This window comes from Flavobacterium sp. YO64 (assembly GCF_004119505.1).
GTDB lineage: Bacteria > Bacteroidota > Bacteroidia > Flavobacteriales > Flavobacteriaceae > Flavobacterium > Flavobacterium oncorhynchi.
In genome coordinates, this window is record NZ_NRQV01000052.1 from 1 (window position 1) to 18,714 (window position 18,714).

Annotated in this window: 17 protein-coding genes; 6 read left to right on the forward strand and 11 right to left on the reverse strand. The window is 32.8% G+C overall.

All coding sequences use genetic code 11. From position 1 onward, the window contains the following. Positions 1–352: 352 nt before the first annotated feature. The gene (locus tag BOW57_RS20045) at positions 353–988 is read right to left on the reverse strand and encodes an HAD family phosphatase (RefSeq protein WP_129056876.1); all 636 of its coding nucleotides are present in this window, start codon (positions 986–988) and stop codon (positions 353–355) included. 108 nt (positions 989–1,096) lie between these two features. After that, entirely contained in the window at positions 1,097–2,128 is a 1,032-nt protein-coding gene (locus BOW57_RS20050; protein ID WP_371413533.1) for a LacI family DNA-binding transcriptional regulator, read from the reverse strand. 192 nt (positions 2,129–2,320) lie between these two features. Between BOW57_RS20050 and BOW57_RS20055 the strand changes: the two genes are divergently transcribed. The 4 genes from BOW57_RS20055 (at position 2,321) to BOW57_RS20070 (ending at position 5,569) form a co-directional block, all read left to right on the forward strand. Continuing rightward, positions 2,321–2,770: a YhcH/YjgK/YiaL family protein gene (locus tag BOW57_RS20055; protein WP_129056880.1), complete on the forward strand. Its 450-nt coding sequence runs from the start codon at positions 2,321–2,323 to the stop codon at positions 2,768–2,770. Positions 2,771–2,895: 125 nt separating this feature from the next. Then, positions 2,896–3,708 (forward strand): SDR family oxidoreductase, encoded by an 813-nt coding sequence (locus BOW57_RS20060; protein WP_129025570.1) that lies wholly within the window; start codon positions 2,896–2,898, stop codon positions 3,706–3,708. 31 nt (positions 3,709–3,739) lie between these two features. Further along, positions 3,740–4,924 carry a mannonate dehydratase gene (gene uxuA, locus BOW57_RS20065; protein ID WP_129056883.1) on the forward strand — a complete coding sequence of 395 codons (1,185 nt, stop codon included), beginning with the start codon at positions 3,740–3,742 and terminating at the stop codon, positions 4,922–4,924. A 129-nt stretch (positions 4,925–5,053) separates the two neighbouring features. After that, entirely contained in the window at positions 5,054–5,569 is a 516-nt protein-coding gene (locus BOW57_RS20070; RefSeq protein ID WP_371413532.1) for a DUF2911 domain-containing protein, read from the forward strand. Between the two features lie 124 nt (positions 5,570–5,693). Here the strand turns inward: BOW57_RS20070 and BOW57_RS20075 are convergent, their stop codons facing one another. Beyond that, positions 5,694–6,179 carry a copper resistance protein NlpE gene (locus BOW57_RS20075; protein WP_129056885.1) on the reverse strand — a complete coding sequence of 162 codons (486 nt, stop codon included), beginning with the start codon at positions 6,177–6,179 and terminating at the stop codon, positions 5,694–5,696. A gap of 194 nt (positions 6,180–6,373) precedes the next feature. Between BOW57_RS20075 and BOW57_RS20080 the strand changes: the two genes are divergently transcribed. Next, positions 6,374–6,706 carry a YegP family protein gene (locus BOW57_RS20080; RefSeq protein WP_129056887.1) on the forward strand — a complete coding sequence of 111 codons (333 nt, stop codon included), beginning with the start codon at positions 6,374–6,376 and terminating at the stop codon, positions 6,704–6,706. An 80-nt stretch (positions 6,707–6,786) separates the two neighbouring features. Here the strand turns inward: BOW57_RS20080 and BOW57_RS20085 are convergent, their stop codons facing one another. The 7 genes from BOW57_RS20085 to rhaT all read right to left on the reverse strand — a co-directional run bounded on the left by BOW57_RS20085 (position 6,787) and on the right by rhaT (position 16,094). After that, positions 6,787–7,374: an LUD domain-containing protein gene (locus BOW57_RS20085; RefSeq protein WP_129056889.1), complete on the reverse strand. Its 588-nt coding sequence runs from the start codon at positions 7,372–7,374 to the stop codon at positions 6,787–6,789. Further along, positions 7,364–8,767 (reverse strand): lactate utilization protein B, encoded by a 1,404-nt coding sequence (locus BOW57_RS20090; protein WP_129056891.1) that lies wholly within the window; start codon positions 8,765–8,767, stop codon positions 7,364–7,366. The genes BOW57_RS20085 and BOW57_RS20090 overlap by 11 nt, the downstream gene beginning before the upstream one ends. Positions 8,768–8,922: 155 nt before the next feature. Continuing rightward, on the reverse strand, positions 8,923–9,663 hold the full coding sequence (locus tag BOW57_RS20095; protein WP_129056893.1) for a (Fe-S)-binding protein: 741 nt from the start codon (positions 9,661–9,663) through the stop codon (positions 8,923–8,925). Between the two features lie 183 nt (positions 9,664–9,846). After that, complete coding sequence (locus tag BOW57_RS20100) at positions 9,847–11,208, reverse strand: FGGY-family carbohydrate kinase (RefSeq protein ID WP_129056895.1); 1,362 nt, start codon at positions 11,206–11,208, stop codon at positions 9,847–9,849. A 36-nt stretch (positions 11,209–11,244) separates the two neighbouring features. Beyond that, the gene (locus tag BOW57_RS20105; RefSeq protein ID WP_129056897.1) at positions 11,245–12,519 is read right to left on the reverse strand and encodes a TIM barrel protein; all 1,275 of its coding nucleotides are present in this window, start codon (positions 12,517–12,519) and stop codon (positions 11,245–11,247) included. Positions 12,520–12,878: 359 nt separating this feature from the next. Beyond that, positions 12,879–15,020, reverse strand: a complete 2,142-nt coding sequence (locus BOW57_RS20110) for a bifunctional aldolase/short-chain dehydrogenase (protein WP_129056899.1) — start codon at positions 15,018–15,020, stop codon at positions 12,879–12,881. Between the two features lie 24 nt (positions 15,021–15,044). After that, positions 15,045–16,094, reverse strand: coding sequence for an L-rhamnose/proton symporter RhaT (gene rhaT / locus BOW57_RS20115; RefSeq protein ID WP_129056901.1), 1,050 nt, complete (start codon positions 16,092–16,094; stop codon positions 15,045–15,047). 394 nt (positions 16,095–16,488) lie between these two features. Here rhaT and BOW57_RS20120 point away from each other — a divergent pair, with 394 nt between their 5' ends. Next, positions 16,489–17,529 carry a GntR family transcriptional regulator gene (locus BOW57_RS20120; RefSeq protein ID WP_089054749.1) on the forward strand — a complete coding sequence of 347 codons (1,041 nt, stop codon included), beginning with the start codon at positions 16,489–16,491 and terminating at the stop codon, positions 17,527–17,529. A gap of 247 nt (positions 17,530–17,776) precedes the next feature. Here BOW57_RS20120 and BOW57_RS20125 read toward each other — a convergent pair. Continuing rightward, positions 17,777–18,714: hypothetical protein (locus tag BOW57_RS20125; RefSeq protein WP_129056903.1), on the reverse strand; the 938-nt coding region annotated here is incomplete at its 5' end.

An 18,714-nucleotide genomic window follows, 5' to 3' on the forward strand; every position in this document is an offset into this window, starting at 1 on the left:
ATAAACTTTAGTGGTTTATTTAAAAGTATCAGCAACTATTTTATTGTTGTTATTATAGTTTGAATCTTGTATCGTTTATAAATGTTCTATTTAAAAAAATGAGCCGTATCTTCATTCATTAAAAAACGTAAACAATTAAAAAAACTATACTTGATATAAACTCTCTAAGGAGTTGCAATTTTAGAACTTTAAATTGCTATTATGTTTATGGCATTGTTACGAAATCATAATGTTTAAGAATTTTAATAGAAATTCAAACGAACTATTTCACACTCTCTTTTAGTAATCATATCAAGAAATGGACATATCTTAAATAAAAAATGGCTGTCGTTTTATGACAGCCATTTTTATATTATAAACTTAAAATAACAGCAAGTTCCTCGTAACTTCTAAAGAGTTTTGCTCCTTCTTTTTCTAAATCTGCATCATTATATCCGTTTGCAAAACCATACACTTTAAAACCGCCATCCATTCCGGCTCGTACACCTGCGACGCTGTCTTCGATCACAATGCAGTCTTTTACATCAAAACCCATTTCTTTGGCAGCGTGCAAAAAAATTCCCGGTTCTGGTTTCCAACTCCCTATTTGATAAGAACTAAAAAGCTTATCCTCGAATTTACCCAGCAAACTAGCAACTTCAAGATTTAAACAAATCTTTTCGACCGGCCCGCTTGAAGCAACACAATACGGAATTGTAAGTTTATCTATAAACTCAATAACACCTTCCATTGGTTTAACCTGCGTTTTAAAAGCATCAAAACTTCTCTGACGAAATTCTGTTTCAAAAGTTTCTGGAAGTTCTTTATCAATAGTTTCTTCTATATATCTGAAACAATCTTTTAACTTACGACCGTTGAAATTGCGATAAGCGTCTTCAATTTTCATTTCAAATCCATGTTCTGACGCCATTTCAAGCAATACTCCGTTGCCAATTTTCTCTGTATCTACTAACACACCATCACAATCGAAAATAATACATTTAACCATTTTTATTGATTTTCATTTAATTATAATTTTAACTCGCACAAAAGTGAAGTCTTGTAAATTACAGAATATAATTCATTTAACTGCCGCATTATTATAGATGACAAAAAATTACTTTTTGACTGGAGAATAATTCTCTTTCAAAATTATTTCAAGCGGCATATAATGCGTGGGCTCTGCATCTTCTTTTAAAACCATTTTTTTATACAAATACTGAATTGCCATATAACCTTGATCTTCGGGTCTTTGATTAATCAAAAAATCAATTACGCCTTTATTTAAGTATTCTATGTTTTCTTTTAATAAATCGTAGCCAATAATTCGAATACCTTTTATATTGTTTTGTTCTAAAAATTGAGCGGCAATATAGGCTCTTGAATTAGGCACGAAAATGCTGCTTATTCCAGAAAACATTTCAAGATTTAGCTCATCAACACTTGAATCTTTTAAAGTAACTTCAGAAAATTTAAAATTTGTAAGTTCATTATTGTCTTCAAAAAAAGAATAAAATCCCTTTATTCGCTGCAAATAAACGGATGTACTTTCTATTTCTCGAGTAATTTTAAAAATCAAAATATTCCTTTGATTTTTTACTGCAAAGCTAATGAGTCTTCCCGCCAAATAACCGCTCTGAAAAGCATCTTGACCTACATAAGCATATTCATCATTGTTTGAAATATTGGAATCGATCATCACAACAGGAATATTCTTTTTTTTGTATTCGTTTAAAAACTGAACGGAATCTTCATGAAAAATGGGTGCAAAAAGCAATCCGTCGCACTCAAAATCCATCACTTTTTTTACTGATTCTTTAAAAGAAGCCGTATTATAATCATAATAGAAATAATCCAAAACAATTCCGAATTTACTAAACTCAGCAGCGGCTTTTTCTATTCCGTCTGTCTGACTGCGCCAATATTCAAGATTTTCATGTTTAGGAAGAAAAACCGCAAAATGAAACTTCTTATTTAAAGCCAGATTACTCGCCAAAATATTACGTTTATAACCAAATTCTTCGATTATAGCATTGACTTTATCTACAGTTTCTTGTGCTGCTTGTCCGCGATTATGAATAATTCGGTCAACAGTTCCTGGAGAAACATTAGCTAATTCGGCAATTTTCTTTATTGTTATGATATTGATTCTTTTTAAGTTAAAATGATAAAAGCACTATTATAAAATTCTATTTTTTTAAGCAAAAATAGGTTGTTATACTTTACATTTTACATACATTTGTAAAACACCGTGTGCGTACACGTAAAATTACACATTATATATAAACAGCAGAAGCTTTTATACTATTTATTTCAAAAACAAAAAATTAAATCTTACCTCATGATAATAGATTCATTACATAATGCAGCAAAATATTACGGTCTGCATCCCAATTTTCAAAAAGCTTTTGAATACGTTAGCCAAACTGATATTGCCAGCCTTGAAACTGGTTCGTTTGAAATCTGTGAAGGTCTAAAACTTATAGTTATTCATGGTGATGGAAGTACAAGAGAAGAAAGCATCAAAGGATTTGAATGTCATGATAAAAACATTGATATTCAAATTTCGATACAAGGTCCTGAAACTTTTGCTTGGAAGCCAAGAGAAAAATGTACAAAACCAAATGGTGATTACAGCGACGAAAGAGATGTACGTTTTTTCTATGATAAACCAGATATGTTTTTTGAATTGCAGGAAAAGCAATTTGCCATTTTATTTCCTGATGATGTTCACGCTGCTATGATTGGCGAAGGTTTTTTGAAAAAACTGGTTTTTAAAGTAAAGATCTAATTCCCCTTCAGGAAAAATCCAAATTTTAAATTCCAAATTCCAAATAAAGAACTTAAACTATTATTTTTTAAAAATTTGGAATTTAAAGTATTGGGATTTAAACATTAATAAATTATAAAATAGATATGGATTCAATATTTAATCTAAAAGGAAAAATTGCGCTTATTACAGGCGGTGCGGGTGTGTTAGGAAGTAATTTCGCAAACGTTTTGGCGAAACAGGGTGTTATAGTTGGGATCGTTTCTCAATCTATTGAAAAAGCAGAAAAAACGGTACAGCATATAAAATCAAATGGCGGAGAAGGTTTTGCGATTCAAGCCAATGTTTTGAATAAAGAAGAATTAGAAAAAGCAAAAGACTTTATTGTTGAAAAATACGGTCGTCTAGATATTTTAATTAATGCTGCGGGCGGCAATATGCCGGGAGCAACTGTACAACCGGATCAAGCTGTTTATGATATGAAAAGCGATGATTTACAAAAAGTTGTTGACTTGAACATCATAGGAACTATGCTTCCAACTCAGGTTTTTTCGGAGCTTTTTGCAAAACAGAAATCAGGAAATATCATCAATATTTCATCGGCATCAGCGCAAAGACCATTAACACGAGTTGTGGGATATTCAGCTTCAAAAGCGGCAATCGACAATTTTACACAATGGATGGCGGTTGAATTAGCACAGAAATATGGCGAGGGAATTCGCGTAAATGCTATTTCACCTGGATTTTTTATTGGAGAACAAAACCGAGCTTTATTATTAACTCCTGAAGGAAATCTGACTCCAAGAGGTGAAAAAATTATCGACCATACGCCAATGGGAAGATTTGGAACGCCAGAAGATATTGACGGCGCTCTTTTATTCTTATGCAGTGATATGTCAAAATTCGTAACGGGAACAATCTTAAAGGTTGACGGCGGATTCGCAGCTACGAGTATTTAACAAACTAAATTACAAAACAACATAATACAAAATGGAACAAACATTAAGATGGTTCGGACCAAATGATCCTGTTTCTTTACAAGATATTGCACAAACTGGAGCAACCGGAATTGTAACTGCTTTACATCATATTCCAAACGGAGAAGTTTGGAGCGTAGACGAAATCAATAAACGAAAAATTGAAATTGAATATCAAGACGGTGATCCTAAAAAAGGCGTTTCAGGGTTAACTTGGTCAGTTGTAGAAAGTATTCCTGTACATGAAGACATTAAAAAACAAACTGGAAATTATCTTCAATACATTGAAAACTATAAGGAAAGCATTCAAAATTTGGCTTTGTGCGGTATTCAATGTGTCTGCTATAATTTTATGCCGGTTTTAGACTGGTCTAGAACTGATTTATCTTATACGGTTGAAGACGGATCGAAAGCGCTTCGTTTTGACATTAATGCTTTTGCGGCTTTTGAATTGTTTATTTTAAAAAGGCCTGGTGCTGAAAAGGAATATTCACCAGAGCAGACTCAAAAAGCGAAAAGTTATTTTGAAGTGATGACTGATGAGGATAAGATAAAATTACAGCAAAACATTCTGGCTGGGCTTCCAGGCGCTGAAGAAGCTTATACTGTTGAGGATTTTTTAATTACATTAAGTGCTTATAATCATATTGATAGACAGGCTTTAAAAGATAATTTGTTTTACTTTTTAAAGCAGATTATTCCAGTTGCAGAGAGTAAAGGTGTTTTGATGGCCATTCATCCTGATGATCCTCCTTACCCAATTTTAGGCTTGCCAAGAGTGGTAAGTACTGAGGAAGATTTGATAGAATTAATGAACGCAGCACCTTCAAAATCAAACGGATTTACGATGTGCACAGGTTCATACGGCGTTAGAGCCGATAATGATTTACCTGGAATTGTAAGACGTCATGGAGATAAAATGAATTTCATTCACTTAAGAAGTACACAGAGAGATGAAGAAGGCAGTTTTTATGAAGCAAATCATCTTGAAGGCGATGTAGATATGTATGAAGTGGTAAAAGCAATTCTAGAGGTTGAAAAAAGAAACAACAGCAAACTGCCGATGCGTCCAGATCACGGACATCAAATGCTGGATGATTTAAAGAAAAAAACAAATCCAGGATATTCTGCAATTGGACGATTACGTGGTTTAGCTGAATTAAGAGGACTTGAAATGGGAATTAAAAAATCTCTTTAAAATTTTTCAATGTTGTTTTAGACTAAATTTAAGAGTCATTACCAATTCATTAACAAAAAACTAATTGTATTGATGTGATTTTTATTGACTATTAACTTACTTTGTACTTATTCTAAAAATTGTAATCCTATGAAAAAATTAAGTTTACTTGCAGTTACTTTATTTGCTGCATTTACAGTTCAAGCTCAGGAAGTTGTAAAATTTGCTCCACTGGATGCAAGTCCTGTAGATATTTCTTATTTTCCTAACAAAGCTGTTAAGTTCAAAAAAACTGATAATCCAGCTCCTGTTGTCAAAGTTACCTATGCAAGACCGTCTGTAAAAGGACGTACTATTTTTGGTGATTTAATAAAATATGGAGAAGTTTGGAGAGTTGGTGCTAATGAAAATACAGAAATTAAATTTTACAAACCTGTAACTATTGGCGGTAAAAATGTTCCTGCAGGAACTTATAGTTTATTTGCAATTCCTGAAAAAGACAAATGGACGATTATTATCAACAAAGAACTTGATTTATGGGGTGGTTATGCATATGACGAAAGTAAAGATGTTGTTCGAGTATCTGTTCCTGTAAAACCTGTTTCTACAGTTATCGAAGCTTTATCGATTGCTTTTACATCACAAGGCACACAGCAAATTTGGTAATTGGATGGGATAAAACAACGGTTGAACTGCCTATTACAATTAAATAATTAGCATTATTATATACAAAAAAAAAGAGACTTTAAAAGGTCTCTTTTTTTATCTAAGCTAATTGATTCTTATGTTATTACTTTTTCAAGGTTAAAGCATAATTCAGCTCTGATTTGATTATTTTTTTCTCTCGATCTAACATATATACTTTCTCAGGATCTGCGCTGTAATAACCGTAATAAATCTGGTTCTCTGCCGGTTTATCCCAATTCAATACATAGATTGTCCCGTTTGGATCGTTTTCTAAACCTCTTTCGGTATTAAAAGTTCCTTTTTCTACAAACTCTTTTTCAGGGGATTTTCCTTTGTATACGGTAAACAATTCGAACTTATGGCTTTCCATAGTGCCATCTCCTTGATAAATTTTTAGAACAGTTTCTATACCGCTGCAATCTGCACACGGTAATAATCCTTCATAAACATCAACCTTCGCGGCTGTGCTTTTTTCAGTACTTACTGTTGTTGAATCTTTCACAGCAGTTTCTACTGTATCTTCCTTCTTTTTAGAATTGCAAGATGAAATCAGCGTTGCAATTACTAATACAATACATAGTTTTCTCATAATAATTATAGCTAATATTTAATTCAAATATAAAGAAATCTCTTATTCTATTATTCAAAACCTCCAAATTGTAAAGAAAATATTCCGTTATAATTATCCTATTAATTATTTTTTCTGACACTAGCGATTGTATAACTAAGTTTTGTATTTTTATAGAAAGCAAAATATTATAGTTAACTTAAATAAAAAACTAAATGGGAAAATTTGTAATTACTAAAAGAACCAATGGTGAATTTCAATTTAATTTGAAAGCTGGTAACGGCCAGACAATTTTAACAAGTGAAGGCTATACAACAAAAGCGGCCTGCACAAACGGAATCGAATCTGTAAAAACAAACTCACAAGATGATGGTCGTTATGACAGAAAAGAATCCAGCAATGGAAAACCGTATTTTAATTTAAAAGCCAGCAATGGACAAATAATTGGTTCAAGTGAAATGTATGAAAGTGCAGCTGCAAGAGAAAACGGAATTGAATCTGTAAAGAAAAACGCTCCTGACGCAGTTGTTGATGATCAAACATCATAAAAAATATAAAACAAAAACGAGGTGTAAAATACCTCGTTTTTTCATTGTTATATAAACTAATTCTATAAAAAACTCACCTCTTAATCTAACAAGAATACAATCAACCCTCTTGCACCATGTGCTCCCAAAACCAATGACTGTTCAATATCGGCAGTTTTAGACGGCCCAGCAATAAAAGTTCCAAAACCATATTCCTGATTTCCGATTCTTTCATAAGCTTGCTGCATGGTTCTGATAATATCATTTTTATGAACAATTATCGCTAAATACTGCGCAATAAATGGTGCTACTCGCTGTCCTAAAATATCATCTGTAACCCAAAGACCGCTGTTTTCTGCAACTCCAAAATGTGCTTTTACAACCGTTAATTCAACATCATGAAGCATATGGGGATCAACAGTTGTCCAATCTAAAGAAGCAATTTCTGAAAGCTCCGGCAATGTTGTAATTAATCTCTTTTTAAGATTATAATTAGCCCTTATGTACGTAATTATTTCTTCATAATTAGATACTTCAACAGGATCTCCTCCAATTCCTTTTAAAACCGTTTTATAGGTTTCTAAGGTATCAAAATCTTCGGAACCTAAAAGACTTAAATCTGGCAGTTCTGTAACCAAATCAGGCTGATTTAGTTTTATTCTGTTTAAAATTTCGGCTTTACTGCTCATTATCTTTTGCTTTAGATTCTCTTGAATTTTTCTTGTACCATTCTCTAAAAGATTCCTCAGGAACGTCTGGCATTTCGCGCTGATCGTACCATTTATTCATTTTATTATTGACCATTGCAGGAACATTTTTCATTACAAATCTTCCTGATTTTCCGGCAATATTAAAAATAGTTGGATTTGCCAATACTGTTGCCATCGTTTTCATTGCAATGGTTTTAGCTTTTGGTGTATAACCGTCTTTTACCAAAACTTGACGCCATTTGTACAATTGATCGTGAATATCAATTTTTACTGGACAAACGTTGGTACAAGAACCACAAAGCGTACTGGCAAAAGGCAGATCGGCATTTTTGCTCATATCTAAATTGGGAGCTAAAATAGAACCAATTGGTCCTGCTACCGCATTGTGATAACTGTGTCCGCCGCTTCGTCTGTAAACTGGACAGGTATTCATACAAGCACCGCAGCGAATACATTTTAAAGAATTTCTAAAATCTTCACGCCCTAACTGTTTGCTTCTCCCGTTGTCGACAATTACAATATGAAGTTCTTTTCCTTCTCTTGGCTTTTTGAAATGACTTGAAAAAGTTGTTATAGGCTGTCCTGTTGCACTTCTTGCTAATAACCTCAAGAAAACACCTAAATGCTTACGTTGTGGAATCAGCTTTTCAAATCCCATACAGGCAATATGAACATCGGCCAAATGTGCGCCCATATCGGCATTTCCTTCATTGGTACAGACTACAAATTCACCGGTTTCTGCTACCGCAAAATTTACTCCTGTTAAAGCCACTTTTCTAGTTAAAAAGGTATTTCTTAAACTATGACGAGCCGATTCTGTTAAATACTGAGGATTATAATTTCCTTTTTCAGTTCCCAGATGTTCGTGGAAAGTTTCGCTTACATCTTCTTTCTTTAAGTGAATCGCTGGAAGTACAATATGACTTGGCGGTTCTTTACGAAGTTGTACAATATATTCACCTAAATCTGAGTCGATAACTTCTATGCCTTTTTCGGCTAAATAATCATTTAAATGGCATTCTTCTGTAAGCATTGATTTTGATTTCACCATTTGCTTTACATCATGTTTTTCCATGATCGAATGCACTATTTCATTATGTTCTTTCGCATCAGCTGCCCAATGTACAATGATTCCGTTTCTTTGTGCATTAGCCTCAAATTCTACTAAATAATCATGAATATTTGAAAGCACATTAGCTTTTACTTTTGAAGCCGTTTCTCGTAATAATTCCCAATCATCAATTTGATGTGCCGATTTATCACGTTTTGCACGAACAAACCACAGTGTTTCATCATGCCAATTGACACGCTCCACATCTTTGTTGAATTTTTCTGCAGCTTCGCTGTGCTGTATTATTTTTTCTGATGACATTTTTAATTATTTAAAAGTCAATTTTGAAATGTTTATTATTGGTATCTTCTGTTTAACCGCAAAGTTCGCAAGGTTAATTTTTAATTTTATAGTGTGCTTTGCTTATTTTTTCTTTGCGAACTTTGCGGTTAAAAAAACTAAACTCAACGCTTATTTTAATTTTCGAGTGAATTTAATATTTCAGCAATATGGATGGTTTTGATCTTGCTTTTCTGTCTTTTCAAAATTCCGTCTAAATGCATTAAACAAGACATATCACCTCCTGTAATATAATCAACATTATGACTTTCGTGATCTTTAATTCGGTCTTGTCCCATTTTTACAGAAACGGCTTCTTCAGTAACACAAAATGTTCCTCCAAAACCACAACATTCATCTTTTCTAGTTAAAGCAACCAAATCAAGTCCTTCGATATTGTGAAGTAATTGTTCGGGTTTCGAGAAAAATGGCGCATTCAATTCTGACATCTGCGAAAGATGCAAACCACGTTGTCCGTGACAGCTTACATGCATTCCCACTTTAAAAGGAAAACGCCCGTCGATATGGTCAATTTTCAAAATATCAGTTATAAACTCGGTTAATTCAAAAACGCTGTTTCTGATTTTTGTCGCTGCTTGTTCATTTTTATCATCATGTAAATGGTCTTTTACATGCAGAACACAACTTCCTGAAGGGCATACAATATAATCGAATCCTGAAAAATTGGCTATAAAATTAGTATCACAGCCTTTTGTTAAGTGTGCATAACCGCTGTTTGCCATTGGCTGTCCACAGCAGGTTTGTCCCATCGGAAAATGAACTTCACAACCTAATTTCTGTAAAAGTTCGTATGTCGCAATACCCACTTTTGGGTAAAACTGATCGACATAACACGGTATAAATAGCCCGATTTTCATTTTTTATTGTTTTATTTTTTACTCGCAGATTTAGCAGATTAAATCAATTTTTATTCAAATATCACGCATTTTTTATCTCCACAATCTACCAAATCTGCGAGAAACAAAAATCTTTTTAATCCTTTATCCCAATAACTATCAGGAACAGATTTTTTAATTTTTAATTCTCAATTTTTAATTGTTTCAATGCTTATAAAATTTCAAATCAATCAAGTCATTCTGAATGGGTTTAGGATTCCAGTTTTGATGAATTGCCAATGCAGCTCCCAAAGCACTTGCCTGCGCCATTGATGCGGCATAAACTTCAATATCAGGGAAAGCTTCGGCTAATAAATTCATATAAATTGAATTTTTACTGAAACCTCCATCTACAAAAATTTTCTTTACAGGACTGTTATGAATGACTAAGTTAGTTGAAAATACTTGTTGTTCTACCAAATCTAACATTAATTGATGATAGGCTATTTCATAGCTTTTAAATGTCTTCAGCTCTCTTTTTTGAAAAGGACATTCTTTCAGTATATCAAAATTATACTTTTTAGGGTAAATAATCTGAAAATTTAGAGCTCTTAAATTAGATACGATGTTTTTATCAAAATAAACCTCTTTGTATGTATCGACCGGAACTTTAAAATATTCTGCTAACCTTTTGGTTTGTATTTCATGCTCGTTTCCTGCAAAAAGTCTTGCGGCTTTTACAGGTTTTTCTGTATATTGCAAATAACACAAACAATCGTTTTGCAATTCCTCAAAAGTCAATTGTTTATTATTGAACGGATTTAAGGAAATGCTCCAAGTTCCTGTTGACAATAAAACAAAAGGTTCTGTGAAATTTATGGTATAAGGAATTATAGCTGATGAACTATCGTGAAGTCCTGCACCTACTGATAAACCGTCTTTGGTTTTGATAACGTCTTTTCCAGAATAGAACTCAGGAATTTTAGATGAAATGCCTTCATTATTTAACCATTTATGGTATTTCATTTTCTTGAAATTCCAAAGATTGGTATGACAACCCACACTTGTAATATCGGCGTAAGCTTCATTGGTTAAAAGAAAACTTAGGAATTGCGGAAGGTGCAAACAGTATTCTACCTTTTCGAATAATTCTGATCTTTCTTCTTTTAAACGATAAATCTGCATTCCTGAATTTAAACTTCCCAAAACCGGAGAAGCCGTTTTTACAGCAAATCTTTCTTTACCTTTATATTTATGATAGAATTCGTTTTTTAAATCCTCTGGATAATCTTTTAGATAATTATACAGAGGAGTTAAAATTTTTCCTTCTTTATCAATGTAGACAAAACTAGCACCGTAGGTACTAAAATTGATCGCTTTTAATACATAATTGGTTAAAGCTTTTATTTCTTCTAAACGCTCAAAAATCCAATTTTTAAGCACTTCTATATTCTCGCAAGGAAAACCGTCTTCGTCGACTGTTTCGTCCAGATTGACAGATTTCTCCCAAACGATTCTATAGTTTTCATCAAATAAGAATACTTTTTTGTTTGTTTTACCAATATCAAAAATTGCAACTACATTCATTTAATTAATTATAAATTGTGAATTATCAATTATAAATTATAAGCCTGTAGCTAATGTTTTTAATCCTCTTTCTCCAATTAGATTTTTTCTAACAGATAAGCTTCTGTACAATTCAACTGGATTTAAAGCGGCACCAGAACGGAAACGAGCCTCGGCAACTAACGCTCGAACGTCTGTACGGAAAGCATTCTGAAGAATTTCCTGTGCTTTTACTACATCATTTTCTTCCTGTGCTTTTTCTAATGCTTTTCTGTCTACAGAAAGCGCTTGCGCATAAGCAATCATAATAGCTTCTACAGACTGCAATAAATCTTCTAACGGATCTTTGATGTTGTGCGATGCGTCGATCATCCAGCCAAGATCTTTGGCGTGATTCATTCCTCTTGCATCCATTCCTTCAACCAATTCATTGAAAATTAAAAATAACTGATATGGTTTTAAAGCTCCTGCCGTTAAATCGTCATCGCCGTATTTTGAATCGTTAAAGTGGAATCCGCCCAGTTTGTTTTCCATTAATAATAATGAAACAATCTGCTCGATATTTGCATTTGGTAAATGATGTCCTAAATCGACTAATGTCTGCGCTTTATCGCCTAACTTTTTAACATACGAATAAGACTGTCCCCAATCAGCAACTGTCGTTGAATAAAAGTTAGGCTCAGCACATTTATATTCTAAAAATAATTTCCAGTTTGAAGGTAATGCATCATAGATTTCTTCTAAACTTTCTAATGTATTTTGATAAGCTTTACGAAAGTTCAACTGTCCAGGAAAATTAGAACCATCAGCAAGCCAAACTGTTAATGACTCAGATCCTAATTCAATTCCATGTTTAATAACTTCAATATTATGAGCAATCGCTTGTTTACGAACTGCTTTATTTACATTTTGTAATGAACCGTATTTATAAGTATGCTCTGCATCTGCCTGATCTTGAAATGTATTCGAGTTCATGGCATCGAACTTTAAATTGTGTTGTGCAGCGAGCGCTTTTATTGCTTTATAATCTTGTGGAATATCCCACGGAATATGCAGCGAAATAGCTCCTGAAGCATTGTTTAATTTATGAAGTAAACCAACATCTTCGATTTTCTCCTCGATTGAACGCGGTTCTCCTCCACCTGCAAAACGTCCAAATCTTGTTCCTCCTGTTCCTAAAGCCCAAGATGGAATTGCAATTTGAAAGTCGATTAATTTTTGAATAATGGCTTCTGTATTATCAATTTCTGATGCTGTAAAAACCAGTTTATTTTGGTGCTTTTTTAATAATTCCTCGTTATGAGATTCAATATTGTTTGATCCGATTATCATAATACTTATTATTTTAATAGAGATACAAGATATACAATTTAATTTTATTCGTGTGTTTTTAACACATAAAAATATAACCTTAAAAGTTCTCCCATCAAAATACCTAATTATGCATTAATGATGAATCATTTTTTCTATTTTTAAAACTTAAGAAAAAACTATATTTCTATAGGTTAAAGCATTTTTTGAACTCGAAAATTATATAATCGTTCTCTGCGTTTAACTTTATTATTTTATGCTACTTAGTCTTCTTTATAAAAGTGTTATATCTAAAAAAATCTAACGTCCGAAATATCGAACGTTAGACCACAAAAAACCACTTTTGCTTAAACAAACTTATAAAAAAACCTAAACAATCTTTATCTATAAAAGCCCATTGCAACACCGCCGTCAACGTTTAAAGCGTTCCCTGTTGATTTACCAAGTAAACCACCAACAAAAGCAAAACAAGCGTTTGCAATATCATCCGGCAATATGATTTCATTTAATAACGTACGTTTTGCATAATAAGCTGGAAGTTCTTCAACTGTAATTCCATATGCTTTTGCACGACCTTCTGCCCATCCGCCAGACCAAATATTTGAATCTGAGATTACAGCATCAGGATTTACTGTATTTACACGAATTTTATCTGCTCCTAATTCGGCAGCCATTAAACGTGTTAAATGCGCTTGTGCCGCTTTGGCAGAACCATATCCAGGATTGTTTGGACCAGCAACAACAGCATTTTTAGAAACAATATTCACAATATCACCTCCAAAACCTTGTTTACGCATTACTTCGATTCCGGCCTTAGAAACAATAAATTGTCCTTTTACCAAGATATCATATAATCTATCCCATTCTTCAAGAGTATGTTCTGCAATAGATTTTGAAATACTGATTCCGGCATTGTTTACAATAATATCTACACCTCCAAAAGCTAAAGAAGCTTGATCCAAAGCTAATTCTGTACTAGCTTCATCTGTTACATTAAGTAATGTACTCGCAACCGCATCTTTTCCAAAAGCTTTGATAAACTCAGCTGTTGCTCCTTCTAAACGCTCTTGGTTAATATCGTTGATTACTACGCAAGCGCCTTCTTGAGCAAATTTCTTAGCAATAGCTTTACCAATTCCGCCCGCAGAACCTGTAATCACAGCTACTCTTCCAGACAATGCTTTTGGTTTTGGCATACGTTGTAATTTTGCTTCTTCTAATAACCAATATTCAATATCAAAAGCTTCTTGGTGAGGCAGCGAAGTATATTCTGAAACAGCTTCTGCACCTTTCATTACATTTACTGCATTCACATAATATTCTGATGCCAAACGTGCCATCGTTTTATCTTTTGCAAAAGTGAACATACCAACTCCTGGATATAAAATCACAACTGGATTTGGGTCACGCATTGCAGGAGAATTCGATTTCTTGCAGGCATTATAATAGTCTTTGTACATAGCACGGTAAGCCTCAAAAGCCGGAGCTAGTTTTGCTTTAACCGCATTTATATCTGATAAATCTTCGTTTGGATCTAATTCTAAAACCAATGGACTGATTTTAGTTCTTAAAAAGTGATCTGGGCAAGAAGTTCCTAATGGAGCTAATTTTGAAAGATCGTTTGAATTAATGAATTCTAAAACTCTTGCGTCATCTGTATAATGACCAATCATTTGACGCTCTGATGAACAGAAACCTCTTAAAATCGGTGCAACTTTTGCGGCTTTCAATTTACGATCTGCTTCTGGAAGGCTTTCGATTTTCTGACCTCCAAAAACCGGGCGTTTTTTACCGTAATTGTTTTCAAGGTATTCAGCACATTTTTCGATTACTTCCAATGTATTGATGTAACTTTCGTATGCAGTATCACCCCAAGTAAATAAACCGTGAGAACCTAACATGATTCCTCTTAGTTTTTTACCTTTCTTTTCTGCTTCTTCTAAACAATTTCTTAATTGAAGTCCTAAATCGAAGCCTGGACGCTGCCAGCCAACCCAGCCGATTTCTCCGTTAAATAATTCTTCTGTAATTTTTGCTCCGTCTTTTGCTGCTGCGATTGCAATAGCGGCATCTGGATGTAAGTGATCGATGTGTTTGAATGGTAAGAAACCATGCAAAGGCGTATCAATAGAAGGCGCTTTTGAAGCTAAGTCGAAAATACAGTGATTGAACAATTCTACCATTTCATCTTCAAACTCAATTCCTCTGTATACATTTTCAAGATTGCGAAGTCTGTCTAAATATAATGCCGCACAACCCGATTTTGTTAAAGTTCCAATATCACCTCCAGAACCTTTAATCCACATAACTTCAGAACTTGCTCCAGTTAATGGATCTTTATCCGTAATTTTTACAGAAGTATTTCCTCCTCCGTAGTTTGTCAATCTTAAATCGGCTCCCAATAAGTTAGAGCGATAAATGAAAAGCGCTACTTCATCACCAGCTAGTTCTTGAGCTTTTGCCTCATCCCAAAGATAGCTAACATGCTTAAAATTCATATTTTTTGTATTTGTATTTGACATTGTTATCATATGTTTTTTCAGTATTTATAAAGAGTTTCCAATTCCCACTAAAACAATCGAAAGCATAATTAATCCGATTCCCCAAAGGAATGTTCTAAATGTTTTTTTCGATACTCCAGTCCATTCTTTCAAATAGAATCCCCAGAAATTAGCCGTTAGAATAATAGTTGCCATGTGCAGAATCCATGAACTTGCACCGTTTCCTAATTTACTTTCGCCCATTCCATAAAAGAAAAACTGCAAAAACCACATTGTTCCAGCAAGTGCTGAGAAAAGCACGTTTTTAGTAATTGGAGTAGATTTGTTGGTGTAATCACCAATACTTTTATTTTTGAAATTAAGATATAGACACCAAATAAAATTGGTAGTCAAACCTCCCCAAAGCAAAACAATATAAGTTACGTTGTTTTGAAATAAAGGATTACAGCCAAATTCAACTGCTTTTTCAGCCATTGGTTTTCCAGCTTCGATTCCGTAATTAAAAAACGAACTTAAAATACCTGAAATAACCGCTACAGTTAAACCTTTTGCTAAACTAAAATCTTTATCCTTGTCTTCGTGACCTGTTGCAAAATCTTTTTCTTTCAGCATTCCAGCTTTTCCAGAAATAGCGATTCCTAAAAGGCAAACTGCAACACCCAATAAAACCAATTGTCCGCCAGAACTTGCCAGCATATCCGAAAATGAAATTTTACCTTCTGTTGGGTATAAATCGTAATAAATAGAAGGAACTAATGCTCCAAAAGCAGAACAAAATCCTAAGGTAATTGAATTTCCTAATGACATTCCAAGATAGCGAACGCCTAAACCGTATGTTAAACCTCCAACTCCCCAAATTAATCCCATCGAATACGTAAAGGCTTTAATAGAAGGAGATGCCGCAACGATGATTTCTGTAAAATTTGGAATCGTTAAATAAGCTGCAATCGGCGGTACAATTAACCACGAAAAGAAACCGCCCACAAGCCAGTAGCTTTCCCAAGCCCAATCTTTAACTTTTTTAAAAGGCATATAAAAACTACCTGAAGAAAATCCTCCGATAGAATGAAAAATAATTCCTAATAATGATTCCATTTAATAATTTGTTTTTTTGGTTAATTGTGATAGTTAATTTGGTTTTGTAAAATAATATAATGCTCGAAAGAAAACTGTCCTGTACTATCCTTTATGAATCTTGTAATTATGTTAAAACTGCTTATTATTTGCAAAGAACAATCCTTAAGTATTGGAAAAGTAAATTTAAAAACGCTATTTTAGCGATTGATTTCGTAATTATTATATCCTCAGTTCACTACCAAATTGTGAAAAACACTTAAATATAAAACAAGCCGTATTTAATTGCGCTTTTTTTGTAAGGAAAGTAATAAAATCAGTATGTAAAGCAGGTTTTAAAAACCATTTTTTTAATATTATAATTTAAAATTATGTTTCATGACCAAAATATGAAACTAGTTTGCAAAACATAATCATGATTAAATTAATTAAAATAGATGAAGATTCGAGGGTGCCAAAATACAAACAAATTGTAGACTCGATTTTACAGAATATTGCTAACGGAAATTTAAAAATAAATCAAAAAATCCCCTCTATAAACAGTTTTAGTGAAGAATTTTATATGTCACGTGATACAGTAGAAAAGGCATATAATATCCTGAAAGAACGAAAAATTATATCATCGATTAGAGGAAAAGGATATTATATTACGAGAACAAAACTAGAATCTAAAGTAAATATTCTGTTTTTATTTAATAAACTGAGTGCTTACAAAATGAAAACGTACAGCTCGTTTATCAACACACTTGGTGCTAATGCTCATACTGACCTTCATATTTATCATTGTGATGAAACATTGTTTTTGAATTTGTTAGACAAGTTTGAAGGTGCTTATGATTATTACGTAATTACCACGCATTTTAAAACAGATGAGCTAAAACATTTGAGTTTTACTGATGAAGTTGCAAAAGCAATTCAAAGAATTCCGCAGGAAAAATTAGTTTTAATGGACAACATTAAACTAGGAATGGAAGGCGAAATCATTAAAATATATCAGGATTTTGAAAATGATATTTACAATGCTTTAAAAGAAGGTTTAGAAAAAATATCAAAATACAAAAAGCTGATTCTAGTTTATCCCGACAAAGCTGTTTATCCTTATCCAAGAAGAATCTTGCACGGATTTAGAAAATTCTGTGTGGAACACGAAATTAATTTCGAAGTTCTAAGCGAAGTATACGATGATATGATTCTTAAAAAAGGAGATTTATTTATTACCATTGAAGAGTCTGATCTTGTAAACTTAATGAAGCAAATTCGTGATGAAGAATTTATTCTAGGAGAAGAAATCGGCGTTATCTCTTACAACGATACTCCTTTGAAGGAATTATTAGGAATTACTGTAATGTCTACAGATTTTAATGTAATGGGCGAAACCGCTGCACGAATGATTTTAAATAAAGAAAAAGGGCAAGTAAAAGTGCCTTTTAATTTTATTGATCGAAATTCTATTTAAGAGGTTGAAAGGTTCAGAGAAGCAAAGGTTCAAAGGTTCTCTTTTAAAAAACTTAAGTTTTTTTTGTTCTTTCTAACAAAATATATTCTTTTCAAAACAATACTAATACTTAAAATTACCTCCAAACTTAGCTGGAGGTAATTTTAAGACTGTTTTAATAAGTATACTATTTCACTGCTTTCCGATTTTTTGATTCGAGCAACTTAAGATCAAATCTAAAATCACACTAAAAAGTTCTAATACTTTTTTATTTCAATCTACTTAATGCCTTAGAGTTTCTAAGAAGAAAAACATATTGAAAATAATCTGTTGTAAATGAACCTTCTTGAGGAACAATGTTCTCTCCAAAAACTCTTGATTTTATGTTTATTAGATTTTGCGATTTAAGATAAGGTGAATTTTGAGCATTAAGTTTGAAAAGAGTAATCGCATTAGGTTTGCTTAATTCTTTTAAATCATTAATTCCTTTTACAAGCATTAAAGGTCCATCCGCATTTAACCAATCTACTTTCTCGTTTTCTGGTGTTGGAAATTGTGGGTTTTTAGGAAGATACATTTCGCTGTCTATAGTGTAACTAACTATACTTGTTGTTTTGATTCCAGCTTCTTTTAGTTGTGCTGCAAATGTATCTTTTCCTCCCTCAGATTTCTTTTGTATAGTATGAAAATATCCAAAAAGACCGTAAAACTTTTCATTCTCGATATTCATTTTTTTAATTGTATTCTTAAAATTCGCGATCATAGCTAAATCTCTCGAACCTTTTGAAGTATCATCAAAATTCTTATCTATTCCGATTACAGTAATTTTTGAAGAATCAGATAATTTTTGATTGTAATCATAAACAGCATTCCATTTATCAAATAGTTCTTGGCTCGATTGCTGAGGAATTCTTTTAGCTATATTTAAAACAACTTCTTTTAGTACTGCTTCGTCTTTGCTGTTTTTTAATAAAAAGCTGTTTAGTTTTTTAGCTGTTAAACTATCCATTTCAGCAATATAATACTTGATTCCTGCTTTTTTATTCAGGAAAAATAACATTTCCTTATCTAGAGTTTGATTATCTGCATAACCGTGAATTTCTCCTAAAAGAAAAACTTTTGATTTATAAAAATCGTCATCAAATAATTTCTCGTTGATTGACTGTGTTATCTCAACTTGATTTTTTGCTAAATAATCAATATTTT